This is a genomic window from Micromonospora sp. CA-269861, from assembly GCF_050948505.1.
In the GTDB taxonomy this organism is placed as follows: domain Bacteria; phylum Actinomycetota; class Actinomycetes; order Mycobacteriales; family Micromonosporaceae; genus Micromonospora.
In genome coordinates this window covers 1,474,543-1,486,687 of sequence record NZ_CP192014.1, presented here as the reverse complement: position 1 = coordinate 1,486,687, position 12,145 = coordinate 1,474,543, and the positions used below count along the sequence as shown (strand labels likewise).

Below are 12,145 nucleotides of genomic sequence, written 5' to 3'. Positions count from 1 at the left end.
GCTCCGGGCGCTGGGCCGACCGACGGCCCGCCCGTAGAATTCGACCACCATGGCTACGTCGACGGACTCCCCGCGCCAGCGGCTGCGGGACACGATCGTGGACGCCGCCCGCGCGCGGACCATCGCCGCCGGGTGGGACGCGGTCCGGATGGGCGGAGTGGCCACCACCGCCGGGGTGAGCCGACAGACCGTCTACAACGAGTTCGGCAGCAAGGCGGGTCTCGCCGAAGCGCTCGCCCGCGCCGAGGTGGACCGGTTCGTCGGCGACGTTCGCAACGCGCTGCTCGCACACGGCTCCGACGTACGGGCCGGCGCGTACGCCGCCATCGCGCACACCCTCTCCACAGCGGCGGACAATCCGCTGGTCAAGGCGATCCTGACAAGCGCCCGGGGCGGGTCGGACGAGCTACTGCCGTACCTCACCACCCGCGCCGAGGTGGTGCTCACCGAGGCGTCCGGCGCGCTGCTCGACTGGGCCGGCGATCACCTGCCCGGGGCGGACCAGGCCGCGCTGGCCTTCGCCGCCGACACCGTCGTCCGCCTCGTGGTCAGCCACATCGTGCTCCCCCGCGAACCAATCGAGCAGACCGCGACGGCCCTCGCCGACCTTGCCGTCCACCTCTTCAGCGCCGCCACCCGCCCAGCCCCCTGACCCCGCGCCCCGCGCCCCGCGCCCCGCGCCCCGCGCCAAGATCACCCTCGATCCTTGATGTAGTGGCATCCCCCAACGCCGAGGCCACTACATCCTGGTTCGAGCGCGATCTTGCGCCACACACGGCGGCCCGGTACGGCGCTTGCGGGGGTCAGCGGATGACGCGACCGCGGAGGATCGTGCGGGACGGGGCGCGGACGACGCGCAGGTCGCTACGGGGGTCTTCGGGGTAGACGGTCAGGTCGGCGAGGCCGCCTTCGACCAGGCCGGGGAAGCCGAGCCATTCGCGGGCGCCCCAGGAGGCGGCGGCGAGTACGTCGACGGGCGCCATGCCGGCCCGTTCGTGCAGCAGCAGCATCTCTTCGGCGGCGAGTCCGTGGTCGATGCCGCCGCCGGCGTCGGTGCCCACGTAGATCGGCACGCCCGCCTCGTGCGCGGCACGCACCACCTCGGGGAAGCCGTCGCGCAGCGCGAGCATGTGCTCGGCGTACCCGGGGAACTTGCCCCGCGCCTGTTCGGCGATGCCCCCGAAGGTGGCAATGTTGATCATTGTGGGGATCAGCGCGGTGCCCTGGCGGGCCATCTCGTCGATCAGGTCGAGGCTCAGCCCGGTGCCGTGCTCCACCGAGTCGACGCCGGCCCGCACCATGATCTCGACGGCTGACTCGGAGAAGGTGTGCACCGCGGCGCGTACCCCGGCGTCGTGGGCCGCCCGCACGGCGGCGGTGAGGGTGTCCGCGTCCCAGGCCGGCGCCAGGTCACCGACGCCCCGGTCGATCCAGTCGCCGACCAGCTTGACCCAGCCGTTGCCGGCCCGCGCCTGGGCGGCCACCGTCGCGGCCACGTCGGTGGCGTCGACCTCCACGCCGATGTCGCGCAGGTAGCGCTTCGGCGGGGCGACATGCTGGCCTGCGCGGGCCAGTCGCGGCAGGCCCGGCTCGTCGTCGAGTTCGGGGTACGGGTACGGCGAGCCGGCGTCGCGGATCGCCAGCACCCCGGCGTCCCGGTCGGTGTGGGCCAACTCGCGGGCCTGGTCGAGTGAGGTGATCGGGGCACCACCTCGGGCGATGCCGATGTGGCAGTGCGCGTCGACGAGCCCTGGCAGCACGAAGCCGCCGTCGACGACGGTCTCCGCGCCGGGCACCGGTGTGAAGGTCACCCGGTCGCCGACCAGCCAGAGTTCGCGTACCTCGTCGTCGGGGAGCAGCACGCCGCGCACATGAAGAGCCATGCGCACAGTCCTACCCGATCACCGCTCCTCGCGGGCGAGCAGGGCGTCAGCGCGGGCCCTTGTCTCCGCCCTTGCCGAGCTTGTTGAAGTCGATCTTCGGGAGCTTGAAGCCGGGCGGCAGGCCCTGGCCGCCGGCGAGATCGTTCGGGTCCATCCCCGGCGGGAGCTGCGGCATGCCACCCGGGAACCCGCCCGGAAGCCCGGCGCCGGCCCCGGTACGCGGACGGCCGCCACCCTTGGTGCCCTTGCGCTTGTTCTTCGGCGACTTGGTCGCCTTGCGGCGGCCACCGCCGGGAAGGCCCATCATGCCGCCCATCTGCTTCATCATCTTCTGCGCGTCGGCGAAGCGGTTAAGCAGCTGGTTGACGTCCATCACGGTGACCCCGGAGCCGTTGGCGATGCGCGCCCGGCGGGAGCCGTTGATGATCTTCGGGTTGGTCCGCTCGCCCGGGGTCATCGACCGGATGATCGCGGTGACCCGGTCGAAGTGGCTGTCGTCCAGGTCGGCGAGCTGGTCCTTCATCTGCCCCATGCCGGGCATCATGGCCAGCACGTTGGCGATCGGGCCCATCCGACGCACCGCGATGAGCTGGTCGAGGAAGTCGTCAAGGGTGAACTGCTCACCGCCCATCAGCTTGGCGGTCATCTTCTCCTTCTGATCGGAGTCGAAGGCCTGCTCGGCCTGCTCGATCAGAGTGAGGACGTCGCCCATGCCGAGGATCCGGCTGGCCATCCGGTCGGGGTGGAAGACGTCGAAGTCCTCCAGCTTCTCGCCGGTGGAGGCGAACAGGATCGGCTGCCCGGTGACCTCGCGGACCGACAGCGCGGCACCACCACGGGCGTCGCCGTCGAGCTTGGAGAGCACCACACCGGTGATGCCGACGCCGTCGCGGAACGCCTCGGCGGTGCGGACAGCGTCCTGACCGACCATCGCGTCGATGACGAAGATGACCTCGTCGGGCGAGACGGCGTCGCGGATGTCGGCGGCCTGCTGCATCATCTCGGCGTCGATGCCGAGGCGGCCGGCGGTGTCGACGATGACGATGTCGCGGGCGGCGCGCTTCGCGTGCTCGATCGACGCGCGGGCCACCTGCACCGGGTCACCTGTGCCGTTGCCCGGCTCCGGGGCGTACACCTCGACACCGGCCCGACCACCGAGCACCTGGAGCTGCCCGACGGCGTTGGGGCGCTGGAGGTCGGCGGCGACCAGCAGCGGCTGGTGCCCCTGGCCCTTGAGCCAGCGGGCGAGCTTGCCGGCGAGGGTCGTCTTACCGGAACCCTGGAGGCCGGCCAGCATGATCACCGTGGGCGGCTGCTTGGCGAACTGGAGCCGTCGCCCCTCGCCGCCGAGCACGTTGATCAGCTCTTCGTTGACGATCTTGATGATCTGCTGGGCCGGGTTCAGCGCCTGGGAGACCTCGGAGCTGCGCGCCCGCTCCTTGACGGCCGCGATGAAGCCCTTGACCACCGGCAGCGCGACGTCCGCCTCCAGCAGCGCGAGGCGGATCTCGCGCGCGGTGGCGTCGATGTCGGCGTCGGTGAGCCGCCCCTTGCCGCGGAGCTTGGTGAAGATCCCGGACAGGCGGTCACTCAAGGTGTCAAACACGCGAACATCCCGTTTGTCAGTGTTCCGGCGGGCACAACGCGGCCGGCACTGCGGAGTCCGGCCACCGCTAGGGTAACCGCCCGGCCGTAGGGCCGCTGTCGCCCGGCCCGGGCCTCACCCCGACACCAACCCCGACTGGTACGCGAACACGACGAGCTGGGCCCGGTCCCGGGCTCCCAGCTTGCCCATCGCCCGGCTGACGTGGGTCCGCGCGGTCGCCGGGCTGACCACCAACTGCGCCGCGATCTCCTCGTTGTTCAGGCCCTCACCGACCAGGCCGACGACCTGACGCTCCCGTTCGGTGAGCGCGTCCAGCCTGGGATGCGGACGAAGCACCCGGGACGGCCGGGTGGCGAACTCCCGCACCACCCGCCGGGTCACCGACGGCGACAGCAGCGCCTCCCCCTCGGCGACGAGCCGGATCGCGCGCAGCAGCTCGGCCGGTCGCGTGTCCTTGGTGAGGAACCCGCTCGCACCGTGCCGGAGCGCGTCGAAGACGTACTCGTCCAGCTCGAAGGTGGTGAGCACCACGACCCGCGTACCGGTCAGGTCGGGGTCGGCGACGATACGGCGGGTCGCCTCGATGCCGTCGATGCCTGGCATCCGGATGTCCATCAGCACCACGTCCGGCCGTTCCCGGCGCGCCAACTCGACGGCCCGCAGCCCGTCGGACGCCTCGCCGGCCAGCGCCAGGTCGTCCTCGCTCTCCACGAGCGCGCGCAGCCCGAGCCGGACCAGGTCCTGGTCGTCGGCGATCAGCACCCGGATCACGCGGCCGGCTCCACGGGCAGCCCGGCGTACACCCGGAACCCGCCCCCGGCGCGCGGCCCGGTGGTCAACCGCCCGCCCAGCGCCGCGACCCGCTCGCGCATCCCGGCCAGACCGTGACCGCCCTCGTCGTCGGCCGGAGCTGTCCCGGCCCGGCCGGCGCCCACCCCGTGGTCGGTGACCTCGACTGTCACCTCGTCCGCGCGGTAGTCCACCGTCACCTCCGCGCTCGCCACCCCCGCGTGACGCAACACGTTGGTCAACGCCTCCTGCACCACCCGGTACGCGGCCAGGTCCACCGCGGCCGGCAACTCCCGGGCGTCGCCGACCACGCGCACCTCGACAGCGAGCCCCGCCCCGGCGAGCCGGTCGCGCAGCGCGGGAAGCCGGGCCAGGCCGGGTACCGGCTCGCGTTCGGCACCCCGCCGCACCGCGCCCAGGGTGACCCGCAGCTCGTCCAGCGCCTCGCGGCTGGTCCGGCTGATCGCGGTCAGCGCCACCTCCGCCTGCTCCGGCCGCTTCGGCAGCAGGTGCAGGGCGATCTCCGCCTGCATGCTGATCGCGGCGAGCCCGTGCCCCACCACGTCATGCACCTCCTGCGCGATCCGCAGCCGCTCCTCGTCGGCCTGCCGTCGCGCCTGTTCGGCACGGCTGCGGGCCTCTTCGGCACGGGTACGCGCGGCCGCCTCACGACTCACCCGCACCACCACCCCCACGGCGAACGGTACGACCACCCAGGCCGACGCGGGCAGCACTCCCGTCCAACCCGGTGCCGGCCCCCGGGCGAAGAAGACATGCCCCAACAGCAGGACGAACGCGCCACCGGTGGCGACCGCCGCCGGGCGCACCGGCAGCCACACCGCCACGGTGTACACCGCGACCAGGAACATGAGCAGGATCGGCCCGTACGGATAGCCGATCAGCAGGTACGTCGAGGTGGCCACGGTGACCACCGCGAGGGTGACGACCGGGGTACGCCGCCGGACCAGCAGAGCGAGCGCCGCGACGGCGATCAGCACCCGACTGGCGGCGTCCACCGGCCTCGATCCCGGCTGGTTGTCCCCGGCCAGACCTGTGGCGAGCAACCCGAACAGGAGCAGCACCAGGGCGAGCACGGCATCGGCCGCCACCTCCGGCCACCGCCACCGCCCACCTCGTCGCATGGCCGTCATTCTGCCCGCGCCGACGCCCCACGACGTGCGCCCACGAGCGACACCGCCAGTACGCCCCCAGACGTACCCACGGCCGCAACCCGGCGGCGAGGACCTCGGCCGTGGGTCAGACGGCGGCGAGGACCGCGGCCTCCAGTCGGGCCCTGGTGGCGTCGTCCGGCCAACCGCCGACCAGGTAGAAGGCGTCGACCACGTCGGCGCCGAGGGTGGAGATGCGGGCCGCGCGGACCAGCGCGCCGGCCTCGTCGAGCGCACAGGCGACCCGGTAGAGCAGCCCGGCGGCGTCGGCGGCGCGGAGTTCCAGCAGTACGGCGTCGGTGGCCGCCTCGCGGTGCCAGACCACTCGTGGGGCCGCGCCGCCGCCTCGGCTGGCGAGCGCACGGCCGCGCAGGCGTTGGGTGACGGACACGTCGCCGGCTACCGCCCGGCGCAGGTCGGCGCGGAGCGGGACCGGGTCCGGCGGGAGGCCGTAGCGGGGCTGCACCCGACACTCGACCAGGGCCCGGCCGTCGACGGCGGAGGCGTCCGCGGAGATCACCTCCAGCCGGTGCAGCGCCAGGCAGCCGGCCACCGTGGCGAGCAGCCCCCGCCGGTCGGCCGCCGCGACCGACACCCGGTCGCCGGTCAGGTGGACGACCGGCAGTGGCCCGGCCAGCAGCGCCGGGTCCGGGGCGGGCGGCTCGGGGAGTACGCCGGTGTCCAGCGCGGTGCGAACCCGGGCGACCAACTCGGCGACGAGTCGGCCCTTCCAGTCGGACCAGGCCGCCGGCCCGGTCGCCGCCGCGTCGGCGCGGACCAGCGCGTGCAGCAGGTCGAGGGTGCCGGTGTCACCGACCGCCTCGGCCACCGAGGCGATGGTGACCGGGTCGGCCAGGTCCCGGCGGGTGGCCACGTCGGGCAGCAGCAGGTGCAGCCGGACCAGCTTGCCGATCAGCTCGACCTCCGGGGCGGGCAGACCGGCCCTGGTGGCCACCGCCTGGGCGACCGGCACACCGACGGTGCTGTGGTCACCGGGGAGGCCCTTGCCGATGTCGTGCAGGAGGGCGCCCAGGAGCAGCAGGTCGGGGCGTTCCACCTCGCGGGCGTGCCGGCTTGCCTCGTGTGCGGTCTGCACGAGGTGCCGGTCGAGGGTGAAGCGGTGCACCGGGTTGTGCTGGGGCAGGCTGCGCAGCCGGGTCCACTCGGGCAACCAGCCGTCCACCAGCCCGTACCTGTCGCAGGTCTCCCAGGCCGGCACCAGGCCGGGACCGGCGCCGAGCACTGTGATCAGCGCGGCGCGGGCCTCGGCCGGCCAGGGGGTGGGCAGCGGCGGGCAGTACGCCGCCAGCCACTCGCAGGTGGCCCGCGCGATGGGGATTCGGGTGGTGGCCGACGCGGCGGCCACCCGCAGCGAGAGGCTCGGGTCGGGGCGCGCCCCGATCGCTGTGCGGGCGAGCACCAGTTCACCGTCGTGTTCGACCACGTCGCGGGCGACCGGGCGGCGGGCCGGTCGGCCGTTCCCGCCCCGGGAGCGGCCGGAGCGCAGCCGGTCGGCGGCCCGGAAGGCGTCGTCCAGCGCGTGGCTGACCGTGCGGGCGTCCCCGGCGACCCGACGCAGCAGCGCGTCGCCGTCTTCCAGGTCGAGCAGCCTGGCCACCCCGTCGCGCTCCTGGGCGACCAGGCGGTCGACCCGTCGGCCGACCTGCTGGTGCAGGGCGTCGCGGGTGTCCAACAGGCGCAGGTGGGCGGCGCGTACGGCGGGACGCAGCGCGTCGGTGACGCCGGCGGCGGAGATCCCCCGCAGCAGCCCCACGTCGCGCAGACCACCGGCGGCCTCCTTGAGGTCGCCCTCCAGCAGGAACGCCAGCTCACCGTGGGCCTGCCAGCGGGCTTCGGTGACCTCCCGCAGGCCGGGCAGGTGCCGGACGGCGGTACGCCGCCAGTGATCGGCGGCGGTGCGGATCAGCGCGTCGGCCAGCGCCTGGTCCCCCACGACCAGCCGCGCGTCGAGCAGCCCGAGGGCGACCTTGACGTCGTCCTGGGCCACCGAGAGCGCTTCGGCGACGGTGCGTACCGAGTGGTCGAGCCGCAGGCCGGCGTCCCAGATCGGGTACCAGACCGAGGCGGCCAACTCGTCAGTGCCCGGCACCCCGGCGTGCACCAGCACCAGGTCGAGGTCGCCGTACGGAGCGCACTGCCGCCGACCCAACCCCCCGACGGCAAGCAGCGCCACCCCGTCCCGCTCCGGCAGCAGCCCGCGCAGGAACGAGTCGTACGCGGCGGCCCGCCCCTGCCGAGCCGACTCCCCGATCCCCCCGGGAACGCCGACGACCTCGTTGATCAAGAGGTTCGCGTCACCGCCATCGGCGTTTCCGGACGCGTTCTTCTTGATCAACGAGGTCATGTCAGTCGTGGCCGGGGTCAGAGCGCGTCGAGGCCGCGTTCGCCGGTACGTACCCGGACGACCTCTTCGACACCGGTGACCCAGACCTTGCCGTCACCGATCTTGCCCGTACGGGCCGCCCCGACGATGGCGTCCACCACCTTGTCGACGTCGATCTCGTCGGTGAGCACCTCGACCCGGATCTTGGGCAGGAACTCGACCGTGTACTCGGCACCCCGGTAGACCTCGGTGTGCCCCTTCTGCCGCCCGTACCCCTGAACCTCGCTGACGGTCAGCCCGGCCACCCCGAGGGCGTGCAGGGCCTCCTTCACCGCGTCCAGCTGGTACGGCTTGATGACTGCGGTCACCAGCTTCATGTCCAACCCCTCCATCCCAGGAACGTTAACCGGCGACCTTTTCGCTGACCGGCTCGGCGGGCTCCGCCTCCGGCTTGGCACCACTCGTCGCGCCGCCACCGGGGGTGCCGATGCCGGCCATCGCGAACGCGCTGCCCGTGCCGCCACCGGCCGGGGACAGGTCGTAGCTGCTCTCGGCGTGCTCGGCGATGTCGATGCCCTCGACCTCCGCCTCGCCCTTGACGCGGAAGCCGATCGTCTTCTCGATGACGAAGGCGAGCACCCAGGCGATGCCGAACGACCAGACGGTGACGATCAGGCCGGCGAGGGCCTGCCGTCCGAGCTGGGTCAGGCCGCCGCCGTAGAAGAGACCGTCGGAGGCGCCCACCACGTCGGTGATCGCGGCGTTGACCGAGTTGGTGGCGAAGAGGCCGAGCCAGAGCGAGCCGATCCACCCACCGACGAAGTGCACGCCGACCACGTCGAGCGAGTCGTCGTAGCCGAGCTTGTACTTGAGGCTGACGGCGAGCGCGCAGACGGCACCGGCGATGACGCCGAGCAGGACCGACGCCCAGGGGGCGATGAAACCACAGGCCGGGGTGATGGCGACCAGCCCGGCGACGGCGCCGGACGAGGCGCCGACCATCGTCGGCTTACGGGTCTTGACCCACTCGACAGCGATCCAGCCGAGCACCGCCGCCGCCGTGGCGAGCTGGGTGTTGATGAAGGCAAGGCCGGCGACCGAGTCGACGGTCAGCTCCGAGCCGGCGTTGAACCCGAACCAGCCGAACCACAGCAGACCCGCACCGAGCGCGACCAAGGGGATGTTGTGCGGCTTCATGCCCTCTCGCGGCCAACCGAGCCGCTTGCCGAGCACCAGCACCACGGCCAGGGCCGCCGCACCGGCGTTGATGTGCACCGCGGTGCCACCGGCGAAGTCCAGTGCGTGGATGTCGCCGCCGATGATGCCGCCGCCCCACACCCAGTGCGCGACCGGGAAGTAGACAAGGGTCGCCCAGCCGAACGCGAACAGCAGCCAGCCGGCGAACTTGGCCCGGTCGGCGATGGCACCGCTGATCAGCGCGACGGTGATCACCGCGAAGACCATCTGGAAGGCCATGAACACGTAGAGCGGAACCCCGATGCCGCTGGGGTTCTCCGCCGTGGCACCCCACAGGTCGGTCTCGGCGAGGAAGGTCTTGGTGCCGAGGTACGCGCCCGGGTCGCCCCAGAAGCCGTTCACGTCGGCCCCGAAGGCGACGCTGAAACCGTAGAACCACCACAGAATAGAGATGAGCCCGATAGCGGAGAAGCTCATCATCATCATGTTGAGTACGCCCTTGGCCCGGTTGAGGCCGCCGTAGAACAGCGCCAGTCCGGGGGTCATGAGCAGCACGAGCGCGGTCGAAACCAGCAGCCACGTGGTATTGGCGCCGTCGATCGTCGGTGCTTCAGGCACGCTGGCCTCCTAAAGGGTGAAGTCCTCCTTCGCGGCTTTCCGGGGCAGCGTCGCCCGTAGGCCGGTTGCGCGGAAGCTTCGCGGCCGGCTGTTTCACTTTGGGTCCCGTGCGGGTTTCCGTTTCGTGACGGGTTGTTTCGGACGTGTCACGAACTCCGCACAGTCAGCAGCATGGACGATTGTGGATCGACCGGACGGCGAACGTCGATGGCTGACCGGCCAGACGCATCGACCGGTGCGCGTGACAGGCCCGGCCGAGCATCGACCGACCGACGCTCAGCGGAGGGCGTTCTCCAGAGCGTGCCGCTCGTAGTCGAGCAGCCGCAGGTCGCGCATCGGTCGACGCAGGTGGCCCTTGTGCACGATCCGGACGAACGCCGGCTCACCGGCGGCGGCCATCCGGCGGATCCCCTCGACGTGGTCCACGATCCGTTTGCGGATGGTCCGGATCAGCCGGTGCCGGTCCCGGGGGATCAGCCCGTACGCGTCGGCGAAGAGCCGGAGCCGGCGCGGCCGGTCCGGGTGCTTCCAGCCGAGCGTGATCGAGTCGCGGTCCGCGAAGATCGGCACCCAGGTCCAGGCCGCGTACGCCACGTCGTAGATCCGCGCACCGGGCGAGGCGAGGTCGAAGTCGATCAGCCCGAGGGTGCCGTCCGGCCGCCAGATCACGTTGTGCGGCGCGGCGTCGTGGTGGCAGATCACCTCGGTGTCCGGTGGTGGGGGCCCGAACGAACGCCAGACCGCCGCCTGCGGAGGAGTGAAGCCGTACTGCGCGTCGTGGAACATCCGCAGCATGGTGGCGACGGTGACCAGGGCCTCGTCGGTCACCCAGTGCGGGGCGAGCGGATATTCTCCGCACTCCCCTTCCAGGTACGACAGCACCTCACGGTTGCGCTCGTCCATCCCGAGCGCCCGGGGCGCGCCGGTGAAGCCCACGTACTCGAGGTGGCGCAGCAGCGCGTGCACGGACGGGGTCCACGGCCCGGCGTTGCGCCGGACCGTGTCACCCACGCGGACAACTGTGCTCACGTTGCCGCCGTGCAGCGGGATCTCCTGCGAAGTCACGTACGGTCTCCCGAGGCGCTGCGAAGGATGGCCGGGGTCGCGCCAGCCCGCGTACGCGCGATCGTCAGTGGTCACCCGAGACTACGCGTCCCGGCCGGTGGCCTCGGTCCCCAGCAACGCGTCGACGAACTGCGCCGGGTCGAACGGGGCCAGGTCGTCCTTGCCTTCGCCGAGGCCGACCAGCTTCACGGGGATGCCCAGCTTGCGCTGCACGGCGATCACGATGCCGCCCTTGGCGGTGCCGTCGAGCTTGGTCAGCACCACACCTGTCACGTTGACCACCTCGGTGAAGACCCGGGCCTGCTCCAGGCCGTTCTGCCCGGTGGTGGCGTCCAGGATGAGCAGTGTCTCGTCGATCGGGCCCTGCTTCTCCACCACGCGCTTGACCTTGCCCAGCTCGTCCATCAGGCCGACCTTGTTCTGCAGGCGGCCGGCGGTGTCGATGAGCACGGTGTCCACGCCGGTGTCGATGCCGCGCTTGACGGCGTCGAAGGCGACGCTCGCCGGGTCGGCGGCCTCGGGCCCCCGGACGGTCTCCGCACCGACGCGGGAGCCCCAGGTCTCCAGTTGGTCGGCGGCGGCGGCCCGGAAGGTGTCCGCCGCGCCGAGCAGCACGCTGCGACCGTCGGCCACCAGCACGCGGGCGATCTTGCCGCAGGTGGTGGTCTTGCCGGCGCCGTTGACGCCGACGACCAGGACCACCGCCGGCACGCCGTCCTTGGGGGCGGTCCGCAGCGAGCGGTCCAGGCTCGGGTCGAGCGCGTTGACCAACTCGGCGGCGAGCAGTGCCCGCAGCTCGGAGGCCGAGCGGGTGCCGAGCACCCGGGTGCGCTCGCGGAGCCGGTCGACGATGTCGCGGGTGGCGTCGACGCCGACGTCGGCGGTGATCAGGCTGTCCTCGATCTCCTCCCAGACGTCCTCGTCGAGGTGGTCACGGGCGAGCAGGCCGAGCAGACCCTTGCCGAACACGCTCTGTGAGCGGGACAGCCGCGAGCGGAGCCGGACCAGCCGCCCGGCGGTCGGCTCGGGGACCTCCACCTGCGGTTCGAGCACCGGTGGCGGCTCGACCAGGACGCCGGTGGACAGATCGGACTCCGGTGCCTCGACCGGCGGGCCGGCGAGATCCTCCTCAGCCCTGGTGTCGACCTCGGTGCGCGGCAGCGGGGGCTCGGGCCGCCGCCGCAAGCGCGGCACGACCAGCCCCACTGTGCCGGCGATCAGCACACCGAGCAGGACCAGAGCGAGGACGAGATATTCGGCCATGCCGGAATCCTGTCAGATGCGGGCGACGGCGTCCCAGCCACCGCACCCCGAGCGGTGCCCGGACTCTCAGCTACCGCCCACCGGGTGCGGTGCCCGGCGTCTCAGCCACCGCCCCTTGGTGCGGTGCCCGGCGTCTCAGCCACCGCCCCTTGGTGCGGTGCCCGGCGTCTCAGCCACCGCGCCCGGCCGGTGCCGGCAACCGGCGGTAGGC

10 protein-coding genes are annotated in these 12,145 nt (G+C 72.5%); 1 reads left to right on the top strand and 9 read right to left on the bottom strand.

What is annotated here, in order from left to right:
- Positions 1–49 precede the first annotated feature (49 nt).
- Positions 50–652, top strand: coding sequence for a TetR family transcriptional regulator (locus ACQP0U_RS06865; RefSeq protein ID WP_433316777.1), 603 nt, complete (start codon positions 50–52; stop codon positions 650–652).
- Positions 653–803: 151 nt separating this feature from the next.
- On the opposite strand, the gene ACQP0U_RS06860 is transcribed toward ACQP0U_RS06865, so the two are convergent.
- From ACQP0U_RS06860 to ftsY, 9 genes are all read right to left on the bottom strand, one after another.
- Positions 804–1,883, bottom strand: a complete 1,080-nt coding sequence (locus ACQP0U_RS06860) for an amidohydrolase family protein (RefSeq protein ID WP_433316775.1) — start codon at positions 1,881–1,883, stop codon at positions 804–806.
- Positions 1,884–1,929: 46 nt separating this feature from the next.
- Positions 1,930–3,489 (bottom strand): signal recognition particle protein, encoded by a 1,560-nt coding sequence (gene ffh, locus ACQP0U_RS06855; RefSeq protein WP_433316773.1) that lies wholly within the window; start codon positions 3,487–3,489, stop codon positions 1,930–1,932.
- A gap of 114 nt (positions 3,490–3,603) precedes the next feature.
- On the bottom strand, positions 3,604–4,260 hold the full coding sequence (locus ACQP0U_RS06850) for a response regulator transcription factor (protein ID WP_433316771.1): 657 nt from the start codon (positions 4,258–4,260) through the stop codon (positions 3,604–3,606).
- Positions 4,257–5,420, bottom strand: coding sequence for a sensor histidine kinase (locus tag ACQP0U_RS06845; protein ID WP_433316769.1), 1,164 nt, complete (start codon positions 5,418–5,420; stop codon positions 4,257–4,259). The genes ACQP0U_RS06850 and ACQP0U_RS06845 overlap by 4 nt, the downstream gene beginning before the upstream one ends.
- Positions 5,421–5,535: 115 nt before the next feature.
- Positions 5,536–7,812 (bottom strand): [protein-PII] uridylyltransferase, encoded by a 2,277-nt coding sequence (locus tag ACQP0U_RS06840; protein ID WP_433316767.1) that lies wholly within the window; start codon positions 7,810–7,812, stop codon positions 5,536–5,538.
- Positions 7,813–7,829: 17 nt separating this feature from the next.
- Positions 7,830–8,168 carry a P-II family nitrogen regulator gene (locus ACQP0U_RS06835; RefSeq protein WP_172862163.1) on the bottom strand — a complete coding sequence of 113 codons (339 nt, stop codon included), beginning with the start codon at positions 8,166–8,168 and terminating at the stop codon, positions 7,830–7,832.
- A 25-nt stretch (positions 8,169–8,193) separates the two neighbouring features.
- Entirely contained in the window at positions 8,194–9,606 is a 1,413-nt protein-coding gene (locus tag ACQP0U_RS06830) for an ammonium transporter (RefSeq protein WP_433316765.1), read from the bottom strand.
- Between the two features lie 276 nt (positions 9,607–9,882).
- Positions 9,883–10,746: a phosphotransferase gene (locus ACQP0U_RS06825; RefSeq protein ID WP_181539524.1), complete on the bottom strand. Its 864-nt coding sequence runs from the start codon at positions 10,744–10,746 to the stop codon at positions 9,883–9,885.
- Positions 10,747–10,752: 6 nt separating this feature from the next.
- Positions 10,753–11,934, bottom strand: coding sequence for a signal recognition particle-docking protein FtsY (gene ftsY / locus ACQP0U_RS06820; RefSeq protein WP_334508007.1), 1,182 nt, complete (start codon positions 11,932–11,934; stop codon positions 10,753–10,755).
- Between the last annotated feature and the right edge of the window lie 211 nt (positions 11,935–12,145).